Source organism: Pseudonocardia acidicola (assembly GCF_012911935.1).
GTDB lineage: Bacteria > Actinomycetota > Actinomycetes > Mycobacteriales > Pseudonocardiaceae > Pseudonocardia > Pseudonocardia acidicola.
Map to the genome: position 1 here is coordinate 25843 of NZ_JAAXLA010000021.1, position 21213 is coordinate 47055.

The 21213-nt window shown below is 74.2% G+C and carries 19 protein-coding genes; 14 read left to right on the forward strand and 5 right to left on the reverse strand.

Features of this window, described 5'->3' with window-relative positions:
- The first annotated feature begins 9 nt into the window (after positions 1 to 9).
- The 5 genes from HF526_RS13435 to HF526_RS13455 all read left to right on the forward strand — a co-directional run bounded on the left by HF526_RS13435 (position 10) and on the right by HF526_RS13455 (position 7002).
- Entirely contained in the window at positions 10 to 2082 is a 2073-nt protein-coding gene (locus HF526_RS13435) for an acetate--CoA ligase family protein (RefSeq protein ID WP_338051455.1), read from the forward strand.
- The gene (locus HF526_RS13440; RefSeq protein WP_169381752.1) at positions 2063 to 3736 is read left to right on the forward strand and encodes an AMP-binding protein; all 1674 of its coding nucleotides are present in this window, start codon (positions 2063 to 2065) and stop codon (positions 3734 to 3736) included. The genes HF526_RS13435 and HF526_RS13440 overlap by 20 nt, the downstream gene beginning before the upstream one ends.
- The gene (locus HF526_RS13445; RefSeq protein WP_211177157.1) at positions 3736 to 4461 is read left to right on the forward strand and encodes a maleylpyruvate isomerase family mycothiol-dependent enzyme; all 726 of its coding nucleotides are present in this window, start codon (positions 3736 to 3738) and stop codon (positions 4459 to 4461) included. The genes HF526_RS13440 and HF526_RS13445 overlap by 1 nt, the downstream gene beginning before the upstream one ends.
- Positions 4462 to 4534: 73 nt before the next feature.
- Entirely contained in the window at positions 4535 to 5950 is a 1416-nt protein-coding gene (locus HF526_RS13450; RefSeq protein WP_169381754.1) for an MFS transporter, read from the forward strand.
- 65 nt (positions 5951 to 6015) lie between these two features.
- Complete coding sequence (locus HF526_RS13455; protein ID WP_169381755.1) at positions 6016 to 7002, forward strand: ornithine cyclodeaminase family protein; 987 nt, start codon at positions 6016 to 6018, stop codon at positions 7000 to 7002.
- Positions 7003 to 7111: 109 nt separating this feature from the next.
- Here the strand turns inward: HF526_RS13455 and HF526_RS13460 are convergent, their stop codons facing one another.
- Entirely contained in the window at positions 7112 to 7501 is a 390-nt protein-coding gene (locus HF526_RS13460; protein WP_169381756.1) for an HAD family hydrolase, read from the reverse strand.
- Positions 7502 to 7758: 257 nt separating this feature from the next.
- Between HF526_RS13460 and HF526_RS13465 the strand changes: the two genes are divergently transcribed.
- The gene (locus tag HF526_RS13465) at positions 7759 to 8931 is read left to right on the forward strand and encodes a lysylphosphatidylglycerol synthase transmembrane domain-containing protein (protein WP_169381757.1); all 1173 of its coding nucleotides are present in this window, start codon (positions 7759 to 7761) and stop codon (positions 8929 to 8931) included.
- A gap of 190 nt (positions 8932 to 9121) precedes the next feature.
- Positions 9122 to 9259, forward strand: coding sequence for a hypothetical protein (locus HF526_RS13470; RefSeq protein ID WP_169381758.1), 138 nt, complete (start codon positions 9122 to 9124; stop codon positions 9257 to 9259).
- 1 nt (position 9260) lies between these two features.
- Here HF526_RS13470 and paaK read toward each other — a convergent pair whose 3' ends face one another.
- Positions 9261 to 10523: a phenylacetate--CoA ligase PaaK gene (gene paaK, locus HF526_RS13475; protein ID WP_169381802.1), complete on the reverse strand. Its 1263-nt coding sequence runs from the start codon at positions 10521 to 10523 to the stop codon at positions 9261 to 9263.
- A 62-nt stretch (positions 10524 to 10585) separates the two neighbouring features.
- Complete coding sequence (paaZ, locus tag HF526_RS13480) at positions 10586 to 12628, reverse strand: phenylacetic acid degradation bifunctional protein PaaZ (RefSeq protein ID WP_169381759.1); 2043 nt, start codon at positions 12626 to 12628, stop codon at positions 10586 to 10588.
- Positions 12629 to 12796: 168 nt separating this feature from the next.
- Between paaZ and HF526_RS13485 the strand changes: the two genes are divergently transcribed.
- The 7 genes from HF526_RS13485 (at position 12797) to paaE (ending at position 19671) form a co-directional block, all read left to right on the forward strand.
- Positions 12797 to 13618 carry an enoyl-CoA hydratase/isomerase family protein gene (locus tag HF526_RS13485; RefSeq protein WP_169381760.1) on the forward strand — a complete coding sequence of 274 codons (822 nt, stop codon included), beginning with the start codon at positions 12797 to 12799 and terminating at the stop codon, positions 13616 to 13618.
- A 29-nt stretch (positions 13619 to 13647) separates the two neighbouring features.
- On the forward strand, positions 13648 to 14256 hold the full coding sequence (locus tag HF526_RS13490) for a TetR/AcrR family transcriptional regulator (RefSeq protein ID WP_169381761.1): 609 nt from the start codon (positions 13648 to 13650) through the stop codon (positions 14254 to 14256).
- 1539 nt (positions 14257 to 15795) lie between these two features.
- Positions 15796 to 16800, forward strand: coding sequence for a 1,2-phenylacetyl-CoA epoxidase subunit PaaA (gene paaA, locus HF526_RS13495; RefSeq protein WP_169381762.1), 1005 nt, complete (start codon positions 15796 to 15798; stop codon positions 16798 to 16800).
- A complete protein-coding gene (paaB, locus tag HF526_RS13500; RefSeq protein WP_169381763.1) occupies positions 16797 to 17144 on the forward strand; it encodes a 1,2-phenylacetyl-CoA epoxidase subunit PaaB in 348 nt (115 codons plus the stop codon). Before paaA ends, paaB begins: the two co-directional genes overlap by 4 nt.
- Complete coding sequence (paaC, locus tag HF526_RS13505; RefSeq protein WP_169381764.1) at positions 17141 to 18031, forward strand: 1,2-phenylacetyl-CoA epoxidase subunit PaaC; 891 nt, start codon at positions 17141 to 17143, stop codon at positions 18029 to 18031. Before paaB ends, paaC begins: the two co-directional genes overlap by 4 nt.
- 5 nt (positions 18032 to 18036) lie before the next feature.
- A complete protein-coding gene (gene paaD / locus HF526_RS13510; protein ID WP_338051457.1) occupies positions 18037 to 18558 on the forward strand; it encodes a 1,2-phenylacetyl-CoA epoxidase subunit PaaD in 522 nt (173 codons plus the stop codon).
- A gap of 3 nt (positions 18559 to 18561) precedes the next feature.
- On the forward strand, positions 18562 to 19671 hold the full coding sequence (paaE, locus tag HF526_RS13515) for a 1,2-phenylacetyl-CoA epoxidase subunit PaaE (RefSeq protein ID WP_169381766.1): 1110 nt from the start codon (positions 18562 to 18564) through the stop codon (positions 19669 to 19671).
- Between the two features lie 34 nt (positions 19672 to 19705).
- Here the strand turns inward: paaE and HF526_RS13520 are convergent, their stop codons facing one another.
- The gene (locus HF526_RS13520; protein WP_169381767.1) at positions 19706 to 20695 is read right to left on the reverse strand and encodes a 2-hydroxyacid dehydrogenase; all 990 of its coding nucleotides are present in this window, start codon (positions 20693 to 20695) and stop codon (positions 19706 to 19708) included.
- Positions 20696 to 20766: 71 nt separating this feature from the next.
- Positions 20767 to 21168, reverse strand: coding sequence for a DUF6069 family protein (locus HF526_RS13525; protein ID WP_211177158.1), 402 nt, complete (start codon positions 21166 to 21168; stop codon positions 20767 to 20769).
- Positions 21169 to 21213 lie beyond the last annotated feature (45 nt).

Below are 21213 nucleotides of genomic sequence, written 5' to 3' on the forward strand. Positions count from 1 at the left end.
GCAGGCGGGGTGGAGGTGGCGGCGCGGGCCGCGCTCGACGCGCTGTTCGCCCCGCGGGGCATCGCCGTGGTCGGTGCGTCACGGACCGCGTCGAAGCTGGGTGCGGTGATGGCCCGGTCGCTGCAGCGGTTCCCCGGGTACCTGGCGCTGGTCAACGCCCGCGACCCCGAGATGCACGCCTCGGTCCGGGACGCCGCCCGGGTCGGCCCCGTCGACCTGGCCGTGATCTGCGTCCCGGCGCCCGCCTCCGCGGCCACGGTGGCCGAGGCCGCGGACGCCGGGGCCCGGGCCGCGCTGGTCTGCGGCGGCGGGTTCGCCGAGATCGGACCCGAGGGTGAGCAGCACCAGCGGGCGCTGGCCGCGGTCGCCGCGCGCACCGGGATCCGGTTGCTCGGGCCCAACACCTCGGGCTTCCTGGTGCCCGCGCGGGGCCTGACCGCCAGCTTCGTGCCCGGCGTGTCCGACGTCCCCGCCGGCCGGGTCGCGGTGGTCGCGGCGAGCGGCGGGGTCAACCACGCGCTCGCCTTCCTGCTCACCGAGGCCGGGCACGGGGTGAGCCTCGCGGTCGGGCTGGGCAACGGGGTGGACCTCACCACCCCGGACGTGCTCGAGCACCTCGCAGATGACCCGGACACCACCGCGGTGGCGCTGCACGTCGAGTCGGTCGCCGACGGCCCGCGCCTGGCCGCCGCCGTCGCACGGCTGGCCCGGACCCGCCCGGTGGTCGCGCTGGTGGTGGGCCGCCACGACATCGGCGCCTTCGCCCGGTCGCACACCGGTGCGCTCGCCACCTCGTGGCGCACCACCCGCGCCGCGCTCGCACAGGCCGGCGCGGTGCTGGTGGACGACGAGCGGGAACTGGTCGACGCCGCCGGGGCGCTGTCGCTGGCCCGGTTGCCGGCGGCCGCCGACCCCGGCGTGGGCGTGGTGACCGGGCAGGCGGGCCCCGGCCTGCTGCTGCTCGACGATCTGCGCGGCCGCGCGGCGCGGGTCCCGGAGCTGGGCGGGGGCGCCCGGAGCGCGCTCGCGGACGTCCTGCCGCCGCTGACCTACCAGTGCAATCCCGTGGACACCGGCCGGCCCGGCCCGGGCTTCGACCGGGTTCTGGGCGCTGTCGCCGACGACCCGGGGATCGACCTGGTCGCCGGGTATGCGCTGCACGAGCCGGCCGCGTTCGACCTGGTGGGTGCCGTCGACGCGTTCCGCGCCACGAGGCCGGGCGTGCCCCTGCTGCTCGGCGTCGGCGGGGCCGGGCCGGAGGTGGCCCGGACCCGCCGGGCCCTGCTCGACCGCGGCGTCCCGGTCGCCGGGGATCCGCGCGGGCTGGCCGCGATGACCGGCGCGCTGCTGGCCGACGCCCGGGCGCGGCACCGTGCCGGGGCCCCGGCGCACTGCGCGCGGCCGACGGCGGTGGTGCCCGGCCCCGGCCCGTGGGACGAGGACCAGGTCAAGGGCCTGCTGGACCTGCTCGGCGTGCCGACGATGCCACGCCGAGCCTGCCCCGACCGCGCGGCGGCGCACCGGGCGCTCGCCGAGCTGCCCGGTGCGGTCGCGGTGAAGATGCTGGACGCAGCCGTGCTGCACAAGACCGAGATCGGCGGGGTGCACCTCGGAGTGGGCAGCACCGGCCAACTCGATGCCGCGCTCGACGCGCTCGAGGCCGGCGGGGCCCGCCGGTTCCTCGTGGAGTCGATGGCCCCCGCCGGCGTCGACCTCGTGGTCGGTGCCCGCCGCGACCCGGTGTTCGGGCCGCTGGTGCTCGTCGGGCTCGGCGGGACCACCGCCGAGGCGCTGGCCGACGTGGCGCTGCGGCTCGCCCCATTGGACCCGGCCGAGGCCGCTGCCATGCCCGGTGAGCTCGCCGGTCGCGCGCTGCTCGACGGCTGGCGGGGCGGCCCGGTGCTGGACCGGCAGGCGCTCGCCGCGGTCGTGGTGGCCCTCGGCGACCTGCTGCACGCCCATCCCCAGCTCGACGAGATCGAGATCAACCCGCTGCGGCTGACCGTCGACGGCCTCGTCGCCCTCGACGCGGTCTGCCTCGCGACAGATCCGGAGGTGACCCGTGGCCACAGCGATCAGTGAGGGCACCGTGCCCTGGCCCGAGGAGGACGCGGACCGCTTCGTGGCCGCCGGGTACTGGGCCGGACGGCCGCTCGGCGCCCTGCTGCGCGAGGTCGCCGACCGCACCCCGGACGCGCTCGCGCTCGTCGACGGCCCGTTCCGGTCGACCTACGCCGAGCTCGCCGACCGGGCCGATGCAGCCGCGTCCCGGCTGCTCGACCTGGGCCTGACCCGCGGCGACCGGATCGTCGTCCAGCTGGCCAACGGCTGGGAGTTCGTTGTCCTCACGCTGGCCTGCCTGCGGGCCGGGATCGTACCGGTGATGGCGCTGCCCGCGCACCGCCGCGCGGAGCTCGGCCACCTGGCCCGGCACGCCGAGGCGGCTGCGATCGCGGTGCCCGACCGGCTGCGCGACTTCGACCACCAGACGCTGGCCCATGAGCTGGCCGCGGAGGTGGACGGCCCGTGGCACGTGCTGGTCGCCGGTACGCACATCGCCCCCGGCGGCGTCGACCTGCGGGAACTGTGCGCACCGAGCAGCGACCCGGCGGCCGACCGGGCCCGCCTCGACGCCGCCCCGCCCGGCAGCCGCGATGTCGCGGTGTTCCTGCTGTCCGGGGGCACCACCGGACTGCCGAAGTTGATCGCCCGGACCCACGACGACTACGCCTACAACGCCCGGGCCAGCGCGCAGATCGCCGGCGTCGACGCCGGCGCGGTGTACCTGGTCAGCCTGCCGGCGAGCCACAACTTCCCGCTGGCCTGCCCGGGGATCCTCGGCACGCTGCTGGCCGGCGGGCGGGTCGTCATGCTCGCCTCGCCCGAGCCGGTGCGGGCGTTCGCCACCATCGCCGCCGAGGGCGTCACGCACACCGCGGTGGTGCCCGCCGTCGCCGGGCGCTGGCTCGAACAGCACGCCGACAACCCGTCCGATCAGCTCGCGTCGCTGCGGGTGCTGCAGGTCGGCGGCGCCCGGATGCCCGACGAGCTCGCCCGCCGGGTCCGCCCGCTGTTCGGCGCGACGCTGCAGCAGGTCTTCGGGATGGCCGAGGGGCTGCTCAACTACACCCGCCTCGACGACCCCGAGGACGTCATCTGCAGCACCCAGGGCCGGCCGCTGTGCGCGGGCGACGAGGTGCGCCTCGTCGACGAGCTCGACCGTGACGTCCCGGAGGGGGAGCCCGGGTCGCTGCTGACCCGCGGCCCGTACACCCCGCGCGGCTACTACCGGGCCGCCGAGCAGAACGCCCGCGCGTTCACCGCCGACGGCTGGTACCGCAGCGGCGACATCTGCCGGCGCACGCGAGAGGGCAACCTCGTCGTCGAGGGCCGGGACAAGGACATGATCAACCGCGGTGGGGAGAAGATCTCCGCCGAGGAGGTGGAGAACCTCGTCTACCAGGTCCCCGGGGTCAGCCGGGTCGCCGCGGTGGCCATGCCCGACGCGGAGCTGGGGGAGCGGGTCTGCGTGTACGTCGTCGCGCGGCCGGGGCATACGGTGACCCTGGAGCAGCTGCGCACCTCGATGGAGGCGGCCGGGGTCGCCCGGTTCACGCTGCCCGAACACCTGGTGCTCTGCGACGAACTGCCGGCCACCAAGGTCGGGAAGATCGACAAGAAGGCGCTGCGCGCGGACATCGCCGCCCGGCTCGGCGCCACCGTGGGGAGCGTGTGATGAGCCGGCACGATCTGGCGGTGACCCGGCCCTGGATGGCCGAGGGCACGACGGTGCTGTTCGGGGCGGTCGATCGGCTCTCCGACGGCGATCTGCGCGGGCCCGGCGTGCTGCCGGGCTGGACCCGGGCGCACGTCATCGGGCACGTGGCGCGCAACGCCGAGGCGCTCGGCCGATTGGCGGCCTGGGCCCGCACCGGGGTGGAGACCCCGATGTACGCCGACCGGCAGCAGCGCGCCACGGAGATCGAGGCGTCGGCGGCGTGGCCCGCGGCGACGCTGCGCGCGGACCTCACCGCCACCGCGGCGGCCCTCGACACCGCCCTGGACGCCCTCGACGACGCAGCCTGGAAGGCGTCGGTACGCAGCGCCCAGGGCCGCGTCATCCCGGCCGCCGAGATCCCGTGGATGCGGGTCCGGGAGGTGTGGCTGCACGCCGTCGACCTCGACGCCGGGGTGGGGGTCGCCGACCTGCCTGCCGGGGTGGTCGACGCCCTGCTCGACGACGTGACCGGCGCGCTGTCCGGCCGCGACGGCTGCCCGCCGGTGCGGCTGGAGCCCGCCGACCGGGATCGCGGCTGGCGCCTCGGCCCGGACGACGCCGATCCGGTCGTCGTGGCGGCACCCGCCGCCGACCTGCTGGCCTGGGCGGCCGGCCGCGACGACGGTGCCCGCCTCGCGGCCGGCCGTGGCGCGGGTGTCCCGGAGCTGCCCCGCTGGTTGTGACGTCGCGGTGACGGCGTCCGCCTGCACCGCGCCGGGCGGCGTGAGCGGGCGGGTCCTGGGTAACCGGGGCGGGATGAGCGAGAACCGGCCCGGCGATGCCACACGGCGTCCACCCGACGGCACCTCCCCGAATGGGCCCGGGGACGACGTGCTCGTCGTCGACGCGTCGAGGTTGAAGCGCACGATCGCCGGTACCGCGGTCGGCAACATGATGGAGTGGTACGACTTCGGGGTCTACAGCTACGTGGCCGTGACCCTGGGGAAGGTCTTCTTCCCCGGCTCCAGCGGGCCGGTCCAGCTGATCTCGACGTTCGCCACGTTCGCCGCGGCCTTCCTGATCCGTCCGCTCGGCGGCTTCTTCTTCGGCCCGCTCGGCGACCGGATCGGCCGCAAACGGGTGCTGGCCACCACGATGATCCTGATGGCGATCGGCACCTTCTGCATCGGGCTGCTGCCCGGTTACGACACGATCGGCATCTGGGCCCCGATCCTGCTGCTCGTCGTCCGGCTCGTGCAGGGGTTCTCCACCGGCGGTGAGTACGGCTCGGCGATGACGTTCATCTCCGAGCACTCCCCGGACCGCCGCCGCGGGTTCCTGTCCAGCTGGCTGGAGTTCGGCACCCTGTCCGGCTACGTGCTGGGCGCGGCGATAGCCACCGGACTGACCGCCACCCTGACCGAGACGCAGATGCTCTCGTGGGGCTGGCGGATCCCGTTCTTCGTCGCCGGCCCGCTCGGCCTGGCCGGGCTGTACATGCGGCTCAAGCTGGAGGAGACCCCGGCCTTCGAGTACCTCGCGGGCCACGAACACCGCACGATGAACATCCGCGAGGAGTTCCGGCGCATCATCGTCGAGCACCGGCGCCCGGTGCTGGTGTGCATGGGCCTGGTCCTGGTGTGGAACGTGACCAACTACATGCTCACGTCGTACATGCCGAACTACCTGTCCACCGCGCTCGCCGTGCCCGAGGCCACCGCGCTGCTGGTCGTGCTGATCGTCATGGCCGTGCTGATGGTGGTGATCACGTTCGTCGGTCGCCTGTCCGACCGGGTCGGGCGCCGTCCGGTGCTCATGACCGGCTGCATCCTGCTCATCCTCGGCTCGGTGCCCGCGATGCTGATCATCCGCAACGCCACGTTCAGTCCGATTCTCATCGGCTGCATGCTGATGGGGCTGATGCTGGTGTGCTTCAGCAGTACCGAGCCGGCCACCCTGCCCGCGCTGTTCCCCACCGACGTGCGCGCCGGAGCGCTGTCGGTGGCGTTCAACATCTCCGTGTCGTTGTTCGGCGGCACCACCCCGCTGGTCACCGCGGCGCTGGTGACCGCGACCCACAGCCTGCTGATGCCGGGGTTCTACCTGATGGCGGCGGGGATCATCGGCGCCGTCGCCGTGCTGTTCGCCCCGGAGACCGCAGGCCGGCCGCTGCCCGGTTCGCCGCCGGTGGCCGCCGACGAGGCGGAGGCCCGCAAGCTGGTCGGGTACTGACCGGCTTCCCCTCGGGGGCCGGACTGGGCACGCTGTATCTCTCGTGCCGCCGGAGGTGGGTGCCGATGCTGCTGCTGCACCGCGAGCAGATCGAGGACCTGCTCGACCTGGACGAACTGATCGACGCGCTCGGCCCGGCGATGGCCGATCTCAGTTCCGGCCGCGCGTCGGTGCCGGACCGGGTCGCGGCGGGCGTCCCGAATCGGGAAGGGCTGCTCACGGCGACGCCGGGGTACGTGCCCTCGTCCCAGGTGCTGATGGCCGAGCTCGTCTCGTGGTACCCGCACAACGCCGGCACCGGCCTGCCGACCCGCCAGGCCGTCATCGTCGCATTCGACCCGGACACCGGCGAGCCCAGCGCGCTGCTCGACGGCACCGCGATCATCACGATCCGCACCGGTGCGTGCTCGGCACTGTCGGTGCGGCTGCTCGCCCGCCCCGACGCCGAGGTGCTCACGATCATCGGAACCGGGGTGCAGGCCCGCTCGCACGCCCGCGCCGTGTCCCGGGTCCGGCGGCTCCGGCAGATCCGGATCGCCGGCCGGGACCCGGTGAAGGCCGCGGATGCGGCCGTCGAGCTGTCCGCGGAGCTTCCGGTCGACGTCGTGGTGGTGGCGTCGATCCGGGAGGCGCTCGACGGCGCGGACATCGTCTGCGCCACCACCCACGCGGTGGTGCCGGTCGTCCGCCGGGCGTGGCTGAGCCCCGGGGTGCACGTCGCGTCGGTGGGCCACAACTCCGCCGGCCGGGAGATCGACGACGACACGATCGCCGACGCGTTGGTCTGTGTGGAGTCCCGCGCCGCGGTGCTGGCCCCGTTCCCGGCGGGCAGCAACGACCTGCTCGAACCCATCGAGAACGGCGTCATCAAGCCCGACCACCTGCACGCCGAGCTCGGTGAGCTCGTCGCCGGGGCCCGGCCCGGGCGCAGCTCGCCGGAGCAGATCACCCTGTTCAAGTCGGTCGGGGTGGCCGTCGAGGACGCCGCGGCCGTGGCGCTGGTCCTGCAGGCGGCCTGGGACCAGGGGGTCGGTGACGAGATCCGGATCTAGGGCCCACCCTCCGGCGCGGAGCCGCAGATGCGTGGGCGATCCGCCGGTTACTCCACCCGGGGCGGGCGGCCCATCGACGCCACCAGTTCCGGGAGACGCTGACCCGGAATCACCCGGCCAGCCCGGCTCGCTCCAGCACGATGTCGATCAGCCGTCGCGGCGAGGACGACGCGAGCCCCAGCGGCCAGCGGCTCCCCAGCCGCTCCACGACCTCGACCGCACCCGGCAGCAGCGGCAGCCCGGAGGCGTACCGGGCGACCATCCGGTCGACGACGGTGGCGGCGACCTCCTCCGGCCGGCCGGGTACGCCCACCACCCCGGTCAGGTACGCCGACCACTCCGGGGTGCTCATCCCCTGCATGGCCTGGGTCGCCTCCGCGGGCCAGGACAGGGCCGCCTCGGCGGCGAGACCGCGGCGGACCTCGTCCCAGAGCTCCTCGGACTCGACGAGCACACCGTCGAGGTCGAAGACCACCGCAGCCATCGCGTCCCCCGGCATCGTGCCTCCCGAATCGTCCCGGAGTCGCCCCTGAATCGGATGTGTCGGTACGCGGTGGCACAGACGGCTCGTCGACGCCGGGTCAGCCGTGTCGAGCAGGCGCCCGGGTGCGTACCGTCAGACTATGTCCACGGCCCACGGCGTGGTCACCTGCTCCACCACCCTGTCCGTCGACGCCGCGCCGATGCTCGCGCATCCCCTGCGCACGTCGGACCTCCCGCTGCGGCTGCTCGACTCCTGACCGAGGGAAGACGCACATGGCTGGACCCGACCCGCAGCCGGCCTGGACCCCGGGATCGGCGCGCCGCCCCGACCGGCACCGGGGGGCAACCTGGCTGGGGCAGCACTGGAGAACCGTCGGGCACTGGGTCGTGGTCCTGGCCGCTCTCGGCTACCTGACCTGGCAGGCGCCGAAGATGATTCGCTCCGCAGGCGACGTACACGTGACGCTGGACCACCTGCAGTGGTGGTGGGTGGTTCTCGCGGCCCTGCTCGGCGTGGGCGCGCTGGCGGTGTACGGGGAGCTGCACCGGCGACTGCTGCTCGTCGGTGACGCGCCCGTTCCGGCGGCCACGGTGCAGGGGATCACCTTCGCCGAGAACGCGGTGTCCAACACCGTGCCCGTGGTCGGCGGCGCCGGTGCCGTCGCCTACGCGATCAGCCGGCTGCGCCGCCGCGGCGTCGACTCCGCGCTGGCCTCCTGGACGGTGCTCTTCGCCGGGGTGATGTCGACGCTCACCCTGATCGTCCTCGGTGTGGTCGCGCTGACCTGGGCCGGGCGGCTACCCGTCGGGTGGGCGGTCCTGCTCATCGCCGTGATCGTCCTGGGGTCGGTCGCCGCCTGGGCGGTGGTGACCCACCCTGCCGTGCTGCGCCACGTCATGCACGTGCTGCTGCGCATCGGCAAGCACGTGCCGTGGAACTGCCGCCACTGCCGCGCCACCTGGGAGCGCGACCCCGATCAGGTCTCCGACCGGATCGGTGCCCGCCTCGGCCTGCTGCGGCCCAGTCCCGTCCAATGGCTCGTCCTGATCACCTTCTCGGCGCTGGCCTGGGCGCTGGACTACCTGACCCTGAACGCCAGCGCTGCGAGCGTGGGGGCCTTCGCCCCCTGGACGGTTCTCGCGCTGGGTTTCCTCCTCGTCCAGGGCAGCATCGCCCTCCAGGTCCTTCCCGGCGGTGCCGGTCTGGCCGAGACCGGCCTGCTCGGCGTCCTTCTCGCCGCCGGCGTGGCCGCCGCCCCGGCCGCGGCCACCGTGCTCATCTATCGCGCCATCAGCTGGCTCGGCCTCTCCCTGGTCGGCTGGGTCGTCTACGCCGTACAGATCCACCGAACGCCGGCCCGCCACCACCGCCACACCTTCCCGCTCATCCACGTGGCGCCGCTGGGCCGGCCGGCACGAATCACCCCGCCCGACGTCGGCGGGTGACCCGCACCGGGGTAGTGGCGACGCCGCCGGACGGCGCCGACGCCCGGCGGGCGACCGCGCGCCGGGGACCGCGCCGGCGGGCTGGAGCCGGCGATGAACGTCGCCGTCGTCGGTGACCAGGTGCCGCCGTGGATCCAGCAGTTCATCGGCGCGGACGCCGCGACGGGGGATCGAGCACGACTCGCTGACCATGCTCCGCGGCAGCCCGCAGCAGATGGCCGAGGAGTTGCTGCGCCGCCGCGACGAGATCGGCGTCTCCTCCCTCAGCGTCGACGGCGCGTTCGCCGAGCAGCCGGCCCCCGTGGTGGAGTTGCTCGCCGGCCGCTGACTCAGCGCGCCTGCCGCAGGTCCTTGAGCCGCTGCAGCTTGCCGACCGACCGCTCCAGGGTGGCCGGCGGCACGATCTCGCACTCGACGCTCACCCCGATGGTCTCCTTGACGCCACGGACGATCTCCGCGGCGGCCGGGCCGTGCCGGTCGGCCGGGGTGTCGGCGCGGGACTCGACCCGCACCGTGAGCGCATCCATCCGGCCCCGGGTGGAGAGCACGAGCTGGAAATGCGGGGCCAGGCCGGGAGCGCGCAGCACGATCTCCTCGATCTGGGTGGGGAACAGGTTCACCCCGCGCAGGATGATCATGTCATCGCTGCGGCCGGTGATCTTCTGCATCCGGCGCATCGCCGGGCGGGCGGTGCCCGGGAGCAGTCGGGTGAGGTCGCGCGTGCGGTACCGGATGATCGGCAGCGCCTCCTTGGTGAGCGAGGTGAACAGCAGCTCGCCCTCCTCGCCGTCGGCCAGCGGTGTCCCGTCCAGCGGGTCGACGACCTCGGGGAGGAAGTGGTCCTCCCACACGTGCAGGCCGTCCTTGGTCTCCACACACTCCTGGGAGACGCCGGGGCCCATCACCTCGGACAGGCCGTAGATGTCGACGGCGTGGATCCCCATCCGCCCCTCGATCTCGGCGCGCATCTGCTCGGTCCACGGCTCGGCGCCGAGGATGCCGACCTTCAGCGAGCTCGATCGCGGGTCGATGCCCTGCCGCTCGAACTCGTCGATGATCGTCAGCAGGTAGGACGGGGTGAGCATGATGATCTGCGGACCGAAGTCCTGGATGAGCTGGACCTGGCGCGGGGTCATGCCGCCGGAGACCGGGACGACGGTGCAGCCGAGTTTCTCCGCGCCGTAGTGCGCGCCGAGTCCGCCGGTGAACAGTCCGTAGCCGTAGGCGTTGTGCAGGATCTGGCCCGGCCGCCCGCCCGCCGCGCGGATCGAGCGGGCCATCACCGTCGCCCAGGTCTCGATGTCGCGCGCGGTGTAGCCGACCACCGTGGGCCGGCCGGTGGTGCCCGACGACGCGTGCACCCGGGCCACCTGCTCGCGCGGTACCGCGAACATGCCGAAGGGGTAGTTGTCGCGCAGGTCGGCCTTGCTCGTCATCGGGAACCTGGCCAGGTCGGACAGCTCCCGGCAGTCGTCGGGATGCACGCCGGCGGCGTCGAAACGCTCCCGGTAGAACGGCACGCCTGTGTACGCGTGCCGCAGGGTCCACTGCAGCCGCTCGAGCTGCAGGGCGCGCAGCTCGTCGGTCGACATCCGCTCGGCGGGGTCGAGGGTCTCAGTCGCGGGGGCATCGCCCAGCCGGGCCGCCTGCGCGGTCACCTCCCGGCCTTCCGCTTCGCCACCAGCGTCAGGACGTCGTAGCGGGCCACCGACTCGCCGTCCTGGCGGGTCACGTCGGCGTCCCACCGGACCTCGCCGTAGCCGGCGCTGTCGCGCGGGGTGATCTGCTTGCAGGTCAGGGTCACGGTGAGCGCGTCGTCGAACTTCACCGGGGTGAGGAAGCGCAGGTTGTCGACCCCGAAGTTGGCCAGGACCGGGCCGGGATCGGGATCGACGAACAGGCCCGCGGCCAGCGAGACGACGAGATAACCGTGCGCGACCCGCCCGCCGAACAGCGGGTTCGCCTCCGCGGCCTGCTGATCCATGTGGGCGTAGAAGGTGTCGCCGGTGAACTCCGCGAAGTGCTCCACGTCCTCCTGGGTCACCACCCGCGGGCCGGCCACGATCGTGTCACCGAGGCGCAGCTCCTCGAGGTGCTTGCGGAACGGATGTTCCTCGGTCTCGGTGCGCACCGAGCCCGGCACCCAGCGGCCGGTGATCGCGGTGAGGGTGTCCGGGTCGGCCTGCACCGCGGTGCGTTGCATGTGGTGCAGCACCCCGCGCAGCCCGCCCAGCTCCTCGCCGCCGCCGGCGCGACCGGGCCCGCCGTGCACGAGCGCGGGCAGCGGCGAGCCGTGCCCGGTCGACTCCTGCGCGTCGGCCCGGGTGAGAACCAGCAGTCGGCCGTGCCACGGGGCGACGCCCAGCACGACGTCGCGGGCGAACGCGGTGTCACCGGTGACGACCGAGCCGGCCAGGCTGCCCTGGCCGCGGGCGGCCAGGGCCACGACCTGCTCGGTGGAGCCGTACGGCAGCACCGTGCTGACCGGCCCGAACGCCTCCACCTCGTGCGGCTCGGCGCGGTCGGGGTCGCCCACCAGCAGCAGCGGGGAGACGAACGCGCCGCGCTCGGCGTCGGCGTCCAGGACGTCGACGGTGTCCGGGTCGCCGAAGACGATGCGGCCGGCGTCGGAGAGGGCCTTGACGCTGCGCCGCACCTCCTCGCGCTGCTCCAGGCCGGCCAGCGCACCCATCCGGACGCCCTCGGCGGCGGGGTTGCCGACCGTGACCTTCGCCAGTCGCGCCGCCACCGCCTCGCACACGGCGTTCACGTGCTGCTCGGGGACGAACGCACGGCGGATGGCCGTGCACTTCTGCCCGGCCTTGACCGTCATCTCGGTGACCAACTGCTTCACGTACAGGTCGAACTCGGGTGTTCCGGGGGCGGCGTCCGGGCCGAGGATCGACAGGTTCAGCGAGTCGGCCTCGGCGGAGAAGCGGACGGCGCGGTTGACGATCGCCGGGTGGGTGCGCAGCCGGGCCGCGGTGGCCGCGGAGCCGGTGAACGAGACGAGGTCCTGCTCGGTGAGGTGATCGAACAGATCGCCGACCCCACCCGCGATGAACTGCAGCGTGCCCTCGGGCAGCAGCCCGGATCCGACGATCAGCTCGACGAGTTTCGCGGTGAGGAACGCCGTCGGGCTGGCCGGCTTGATCACGCTCGGGACGCCGGCCAGGAACGCCGGGGCGAGCTTCTCCAGCGGCCCCCAGACCGGGAAGTTGAACGCGTTGACCTGCACCGCGACGCCGCGCAGCGAGGTCGCGACGTGCTGTCCGACGAACGTGCCGCCCTTGCTCAGCGGCTCGACGGCGCCCTCGACGTAGACGGTGTCGTTGGGCAGCTCGCGGCGGCCCCTGGTCGCGTAGGCCTGCAGCACGGAGATGCCGCCGTCGACGTCGAACCTGGAGTCGAACAAGGTGGCCCCGGTGCGCGCGGAGACCGCGTAGAGCTCGTCGCGGCGCTCGCGCAGGTGCGCGGCGAGCGCCTTGAGCAGCCCGGCGCGCTGGTGGAAGGTCAGCTCCCGCAGCGCCGGTCCGCCGACGCGGCGGCCGTGGTCCAGCATGCCGGCCATGTCGATGCCGGCCGAGGAGATCCGGGCGACCTCGTCGCCGGTGACCGCGTCGTGCAGCGGTCGGCCGTCGTCCGTTGGTGCCCGCCAGCGGCCCCCGGCGTAGCTGCGCAGCGGTGCTGTGGTCATCGCGGATGCCTCCGTGAATCTCGCTCGACCGACCGTTCGTTCGGCGAAGCTAGCACTCAACGGCGCCACCCGACAGTGCCCGGACGGCTCCGGCAGCGCAGACCGGCCCGGCTCGTGCAACGACCGATCGTTCGGTCGGAGACCGGCTAGCCCGGCTAGCATGGCGCGATGTCCGATCACGCGAGCGACCTGGCCGATCCCGCTGTCCTCGTCGAGCGCGACGAGGCCGACCCGGCCGTCGCGGTGCTCACCCTGAACCGGCCGGCCCGCTACAACGCGCTCACGCTCGAGCTGAAGACCGCCCTGCTCGACGCGATCACGGGCGTGAGCACCGACCCGTCGGTGCGCGCCGTCGTGCTGACCGGCGCGGGCAAGGCGTTCTGCGTGGGCCAGGACCTCGGCGAACACGCCGAGAACCTGGAGAAGGACCCGGAGACGGCGCTGGGCACCGTGGCCGAGCACTACAACCCGATCGTTCTCGGGCTCACCGAGATGCCCAAGCCGGTGGTCGCTGCGATCAACGGGCCGTGCGTGGGGGCCGGGCTGGGTTTCGCGATGTCGTGCGACCTGCGGGTCGCCGCCGCGGGGCTGAAGTTCGCCACCGCGTTCACCGGGATCGGGCTGACCGCCGACTCCGGCCTGTCGGCCAGCCTCGCACACGCCGTCGGGATCTCCCGGGCCACCGAACTGCTGCTGCTCGGTGAGCAGTTCACCGCCGAGGAGGCCCAGCAGTGGGGGCTGGTGCGCGAGGTCGTCCCGGCCGAGGACGTGCTGGGCACCGCGGTCGAGCTCGCCCGCCGGCTCGCGACCGGGCCGACCGCCGCCTACGCCGAGGTCAAGCGGGCCGTGCGGTTCGGCGCGGTGTCCGAGCTGCCCGACGTGCTGGCCCACGAGGCCGCCGCGCAGGGCCGGCTCGCGGTGACCCGCGACCACGCGGTCGCCGTCGCCGACTTCCTCGCGAAGAAGCGTCCGACGTTCGAGGGGCGATGAGTCGCGTGCGGGCGCGCGAGACGACACCGATGAGCGCGGCATCCGCCGAACCGGCGCGCCGGCCGCGGCGGCCCAGTGGCGGGCCCGGCCCGCTGCTCGAGGTGGCCGTGGCGGAGTTCAACACCCGCGGCTACGACGCCACCAGCATGGAGGACCTCTCCCGCGCGGCCGGCATCACGAAGTCGTCGTTCTACCACCACTTCGCGGGCAAGGAGGCGCTGCTGCGCGCGGCGCTGGAGCGCGCCCTCGACGGCTTGTTCGGGGTGCTCGCCGAGCCCGGCGCGAGCGCCGGGTCACCGTCCGAGCGGCTGCGGCACATCGTCCGCGGCCAGGTCCGGGTGCTGATGACCGATCTGTCCTACGTGACGCTGCTGCTGCGCGTGCGAGGCAACACCGAGACCGAACGCTGGGCCCTGGAGCGCCGCCGCGCCTTCGACGCCGAGATCACCGCACTGGTCCGGCAGGCCGTCGAGGCGGGCGAGGTCCGGGCGGGCATCGAGCCGGCGCTGGCGGCCCGGCTGCTCTCCGGGCTCGTGAACTCCGTCGCCGAGTGGTACCGCCCGGGCCGCCCCGGCAGCGGGACGCTCCCCGACGACGTCGCCCGCGCCGTCTTCGAAGGCATCCTCCCGGCCGCCTGAACGCCCTTCATGCGGCCGGGGGAGAGGATCAGCCGTCGGAGTCGGCCGGTGCGGCGGGGTCGGGTGCGGCGGCGTAGACGTGGTGCTGCGGCGTCGGCATCGACGATCCCGTGCCCTTGACGCTCTGCCAGCGGTAGGTCGCTCATGTGGCGTGCATTCCGTGATCGGATGAACCGGCGACGACGTCTCGTCCTCGGGCGGGGACGGCGCGCGAGTACCCGGATTGGCTGAATCGACGGGGCCGATTGGGGTGTCGTCAATCCAACTGAGGATCATTGTTCACCTTTTCGGCGCACGATGCACCCGATCGTGACCCGGGTGGCCACCTGCTCGGGTCTGTGAGACCACCTCCACTCAGGGGAAAGCGTCAGCGTGCCGAACACGAACGGCCCTACCGATCGACCGATCGTGACCGTGGCCGAGCTGGTCGCGCGAGCCGGCGCGCCCGAGGCCCGCTCGGCCGTGAAGCGGCGGTCGGCCAGGCGCGCTGCGAGTAGCCGGCCGAGCGCGCTCGACCTGGTGCAGCGGGAGAGCTCCCTCGGCGTGGCCCGCATGCTGACCCCGTCGACCGGACGCCGTGCGCTCCCGGTACCGACCGGTGGCGTGCGACCGCGTCTGGCCGGGATGGCCGTCGTGGGGGCGGTGGCGGCCGGGGTGGCGGTGACGGGCGGCATGGTGGTGTCCGGCACGGGGCTCGACCGCGCTGCCGCCGTGGGCCGCGATGCCGCCGCGGTGACGTCGCACGCCATGGGCGCCGGGCCGGTACACCCGGGCCCTGCACCCGACGACCCTGGAATGCCCGGTCCGGCCATGGCACCCGACGCGCTTGCGGCGATGGCGCTGGGGGATGCCCATGGGGGCGGCCCCGCGGTGCCCGGCCCGGCGGCGATCGCCCCCGCCCCACTCGGAGCCGTGGCTGCGCCCCGGCCTCTCGGCGCACCGGCCAGGGCGGACGCGAACGCCGCCGCGGTGCCGGTCGCGCCCCCCGCTGCGCCCGAACCGGATGCGGCTCCGCCGCGCGGCGCCCTGACGGAGGGCGGCCCGGCCGCGCCCGGCCCGGTCTCGAACGGGGCAGCCCCGCACGACGCAGCGTCGAGCGGTACGGGGCCGGGCGACGCGGCACCGAGCAACGCACCGCGGACGGACGCCGCCGCGGCGCACCCGGCCCCGGCGAGTCCGGCTCCGAAGCCGTCGTCCGCGCCGTCGAGCCGGCCTGCGCCGTCGAGCCGGCCTGCGCCGTCGGGCGAGCCTGCGCCGTCGAGCCGGCCTGTCGCATCCAGCTCGCCGAGCCGGTCCTCCGACGCGGCATCGGGCCCGTCGGCGAGTCCGTCGACCGGTGACGCCCGCCCGGCCGGCGCCGGCCACGACCCCGCCCCCGGGGACACCGCCCGCCCGCGCTTCCGGAACGACGACGGGCGCCCCGGCCGCGACGCCCGGCACGCCGGCGAACGCCACCACGACACCTGACAGCGCCTCCGGATCCGATGCGCTGCGGGCGCGGGTGGAGGTGCCTTGCATCGGCCGCCGTCGTGCGCCACCATGTACCGAACGAACATTCGGTTCAAGGGAGGGTCTGTCGTGGCCGGAACCGACGAGCTCGAGGCGCCACTCGCCGCCGATTTCGATGCGACCATCGCCGCCGACCGGCGCGTCGAGCCGCGGGACTGGATGCCCGAGGCGTACCGGAAGACGCTGATCCGCCAGATCGCCCAGCACGCGCACTCCGAGATCATCGGGATGCAGCCGGAGGGGAACTGGATCCTGCGGGCGCCGTCCCTGCGTCGCAAGACGATCCTGCTGGCGAAGGTGCAGGACGAGGCCGGCCACGGGATGTACCTCTACGCCGCCGCGGAGACCCTCGGCGTCGACCGTGCGGAACTCACCGAGAAGCTGATCACCTCGAAGCAGAAGTACTCGTCGATCTTCAACTACCCCACGCTCAGCTACGCCGACATCGGCGTCATCGGCTGGCTGGTCGACGGTGCGGCGATCTGCAACCAGGTGCCGCTGTGCCGCTGCTCCTACGGCCCCTACGCCCGCGCGATGGTGCGCATCTGCAAGGAGGAGTCGTTCCACCAGCGCCAGGGCTACGAGCTGCTCATGGCCATGATGCGCGGCACCGACGCGCAGCGCGAGATGGTGCAGGAATCGGTGGACCGCTGGTGGTGGCCGTCGCTGATGATGTTCGGCCCGCCCGACGCCGACTCGCCCAACACCCGGCAGTCGATGGCCTGGGGGATCAAGCGGCACACCAACGACGAGCTGCGCCAGCGGTTCGTGGACATGACCGTCCCGCAGGCTGCCGCGCTCGGCGTCACCCTGCCCGACCCCGAGCTGCGCTGGAATCCGGAGCGGGGCGCCCACGACTACGGCGAGATCGACTGGGACGAGTTCAAGCGGGTCATCGCCGGGTCCGGGCCGTGCAACGCCCAGCGGCTGGCCCACCGGCGCCGCGCCCACGAGAACGGCGCGTGGGTCCGTGAGGCCGCGACCGCGTACGCCGAGAAACAGGCCGCCCGGGCCCGCGAGGAGAAGGTGGCATGAGCGAGTTCGCCGCCGAGGGCGGTCACGGCGCCGTCCCGACCGAGGGTGCCGGCCGGAAGCCGCGCCGTGACTGGCCGCTGTTCGAGGTCTTCGTCCGCGGCAAGCGCGGACTCAACCACGTGCACGTCGGTTCGCTGCACGCCGCGGACGCCGAGATGGCGCTGCACAACGCGCGTGACCTCTACACCCGGCGCAACGAGGGCGTGAGCATCTGGGTGGTCGACGCCGCCGACATCACCGCGTCCAGCCCGGAGGAGAAGGACCCGTTCTTCGCCCCGGCCGGCGACAAGGTCTACCGGCACCCGACGTTCTACGCGATCCCCGAGGACGTGCCGCACCTGTGAACGACAACGTCTACGACGCGCTGTCCGAGGTCCACGGCGGCGACTCGCACTGGGCGTTCGGCACCGGCTTCGACCAGGCCGTGGAGGCCGAGATCAGCGCGCCGGCGCCCGCCGGGGTGGACCGCGGCGACCTCGTCGGCTACTGCCTGATGCTCGGCGACGACGCGCTCGTCTACGCGCAGCGGCTGTCGGAGTGGGTGAGCAACGCCCCGGAGTTGGAGGAGGAGGTCGCGCTGGCCAACACCGCACTCGACCTGCTCGGCCAGGCCCGGGTGCTGCTGGCCCGCGCCGCGCACGTCGAGGGCCGGGGCCGCGACGAGGACGACCTCGCCTACCGGCGCACCGACCGGGAGTTCCGCAACGTCGCGCTCGTCGAGCCCTCCGACGACCTCGACTTCGGCCGCGCCGTCCCGCGGCTGCTGATCTTCTCCTCGTGGCGGCTGGCGCTGCTGCAGCGGCTGCTCGGCTCGGCCGACCCGGTGATCGCCGCCGTGGCCGGCAAGGGCGTCAAGGAGCTGGCCTACCACCGCGACTACGCCGCGCGCTGGACACTGCGCCTCGGTGACGGCACCGCGGAGTCGCGCAGGCGGGTGCAGGCCGGGCTGGTCGCGGTCTGGCCGTACGTCGAGGGGCTGTTCGGCACTCACGAGATCGAGGCCCGGCTGAGCACGGCTGGGGTGGCCGCCGACCCGGCCGCGACCCGCGAGGAGGTCGACGGGGTGATCGACCAGGTGCTGGCCCGGGCCACGCTCGAACGACCCGCGACCGCGCCGGTCGGCACCATCGCCGGGCGCGGTGGCCGCGACGGCGTGCACACCGAGCACCTCGGGCACCTGCTCGCGCAGATGCAGAGCCTGGCCCGCCAGCACCCGGGGGCGACGTGGTAGGGGTCGTGCGCGGTGAGTCGTGCTCCAGCACCACTCACCGCGCACGGGTAGCGGTAGCTGCGGTCGTGGACCCGGAGATGCCGATGCTGACCCTCGGGGACCTGGGGGTCGTCCGGTCGGTCGAGGTCAGGGCGGACGGGGCGGTGCGGGTGACGATCACCCCGACCTACTCCGGCTGCCCGGCCATCGAGGTCATGCGCGACGACCTGCGCGCCCGGCTGCACGCCGAGGGATTCACCGACGTCGAGGTCCGCACGGTGTTCTCCCCGCCGTGGAGCACCGACTGGATCAGCGACGAGGGCCGGCGCAAGCTCGCCGAGGCCGGTGTCGCCCCGCCCGGCCGGGTCGGCCCGCGCGCGGCCGGGCCGGTGCCGCTGACCCTCGACCCGCCGTCCACCCGGGTCCGCTGCCCGCGCTGCGGCTCGCCGGACACCGAGGAGCTCTCCCGGTTCGGGGCCACCGCCTGCACCGCGCTGCGCCGCTGCTCCGCCTGCCTGGAGCCCTTCGAGCACGTGAAGGAGATCTGACCGGTGAGTGCGCCCGCCCCCACCACACGGCCGACCGGGCCGGCTTCCGGCGGCTTCCACGTGCTGCGCGTGGCCCAGGTCGAGCGGCTGTGCGACGACGCCGTCGCAGTCACCTTCGACATCCCCGAGCACCTGCGCGACGAGTACGCGTTCCGCGCGGGGCAGTACCTGACGTTGCGGCAGCGCCGCGACGGCACCGACGAGCGCCGGTCCTACTCGATCTGCGCCCCCGAGGGGGCGGCCCCCCGGGTCGGGGTGCGCCGCGTCGAGGGCGGGCTGTTCTCCGAATGGCTGGTGGACCGGCTCGAACCCGGCGACGAGATGGAGGTCGGCCGGCCTGCGGGCGGGTTCACCCCCGACCTCGCACCGGGCACCCACCACGGCCTGATCGCCGCCGGGTCGGGTATCACCCCGGTCATCTCGATCGCGGCGAGCGTGCTGGCCGCGCACCCCGACACCCGGGTCACGCTGCTGTACGGCAATCGGCGCACCGACACGGTGATGTTCACCGAGGAGCTCGCCGACCTGAAGAACGCCTACGGTCCACGGTTACAGCTGATCCACGTGCTGTCCCGGGAGCCGATGGAGGCCGAGATCTTCTCCGGCCGGCTCGACGCGGACAAGCTGCGCCTGCTGCTCGGTGCGCTGGTGGACGTCGAGGAGGTTGACCACTGGTGGCTGTGCGGGCCGCTGGGCCTGACGACCGCCGCGGTCGACGTGCTCACCGGGTTCGGCGTCGACAAGCGCAGGGTGCACCGCGAGCTGTTCTACGTCGGCGAACCGCCGCCGGAGCCGGCCCGCCACCGCGACGACGGCGACGCCGGCCCGGGCCCCGATGCCGCCGAGGTCACGGTGATCCTCAACGGCCGGGCCACCACGATGACCCTGCCCCGCGGGGTCCCGGTGCTCGACGCCGCGCAGAAGGTCCGCGGCGACCTGCCGTTCGCCTGCAAGGGCGGGGTGTGCGGGACCTGCCGGGCCCAGGTCACGGCCGGTGAGGTGCGGATGCGCCGCAACTTCGCGCTGGAGGACGAGGAGGTCGCGGCCGGGTTCGTGCTGACCTGCCAGTCGCTGCCCGTCTCGGACACCGTGACGGTGGACTACGACACCTGAGGCCGCGGCCGCCGGTCCCGATCGGGCGAGACGGTCAGCTCGAGCGGGCCGGACGGGCCGCCGTCCCGGGCAGCGGCGTCCGGGCCGGCCGGCCCGCGAGGACGTCGAGCACGTTGTCCACGGCGAGGTCGACCATCGCGGCCCGGGTCGTGACGGTGGCCGAGCCGATGTGCGGCAGCGCGACGATGCGGCCCTCGGCGCGCAGGGCCGCGACGTCCTCGCCGAGCGGCTCGTGGTCGAACACGTCCAGACCGGCGGAGTGGATCTCCCCGTCGCGCAGCGCGGCGAGCAGCGCCGCGAAGTCGACGACGGGCCCGCGGGCGGTGTTCACCAGCGTCGCGGTGGGCTTCATCAGCTTCAGCGCCGCGGCGTCGATCAGGTGCCGGGTCTGATCGGTCAGCGGGGTGTGCAGGGTGACGACGTCGGACTCGGCGAGCAGCGTCGGCAGGTCCACCTCCACGCTGGTGTCGTCCGGGTCGACCGCCCGCCCGCGGTGGCGCAGCACGGCCATCCCGAAGCCGCGGGCGCGGCGGGCCACGGCGCGGCCGATCTCGCCGTAGCCGACGATGCCGAGCGTCGTCCCGTACACGTCCAGGCCGAGGAAGTCGCCCAGCCGGAAGGCGTCCCACTCGCCGGCGAGCAGGGTGTCGCGGGCACTGCCGAGCCGCCGCCGCGCCATCAGGATCAGAGCGAACGCGAGGTCGGCGACGGTCTCGGCGAGCGTGCCCGGGGTGTGGGTGACGACGACACCGCGCTGGGCCGCGGCGGCCTCGTCGACCCGGTCGAAGCCCACGCTGGTCAGTGCGACCACCTGCAGCGACGGCCCCGCGGCGTCCAGCAGCGCGCCGTCGACCCGGTCGCTGCCCAGGCACACGATGCCGTGCGCGCCGCCGGCGAGTGCCCGCAGCTCGGCCGGGGTGGGGACCGTGGTGCCGGTGAAGGCGGTGACCTCGACGTGTTCGGCCAGCCGGGCCGGGCCGTTCCCGGGCAGATCGGGACGGGTGATCAGCACGCGGCAGGTCATGGCGCTCCTCGGCAGGGACGGCGGGGACGGCGGGGACGCCCCATTCAACCCGGCCGTCGTGCCCGCAGCGCTCACCCGCCCGGGCCGGCCAGCAGCGGGATGAGGACGGCGCCGGTCGCCAGGTGCATCGCGGCCAGCGCGATCCCCGCGGCGAGGGTCAGGGCCGCGCTGAGCGGACTGAGCAGCGACACCACCAGCAGGCCGACCGCGACGACCGTCCAGATCCGGCGCGGCCGGTCGACGGTCCGTTCCAGCAGCGCGAGCAGCGCCCATCCGGCCAGGCCGGCGAGCAGCGCGGAACCCGCGACGGCGGCGGCCCCGACGGATCGGATGGCGCCCCCGGCCACGACGTCGAGGTCGACCCCGGCGACCGGGCCGGCGAGCGCCCAGACCGCGAGCGCGGCGACCGGAGCAGCCGCCACGACGAGCGCGCGCCGCAGGATCGGGTGGGCCGGGATGGTCGGGATGGTCATCATGAACATGCGATTCCCCTCTCACGAGCGGACGCCACCCTGACC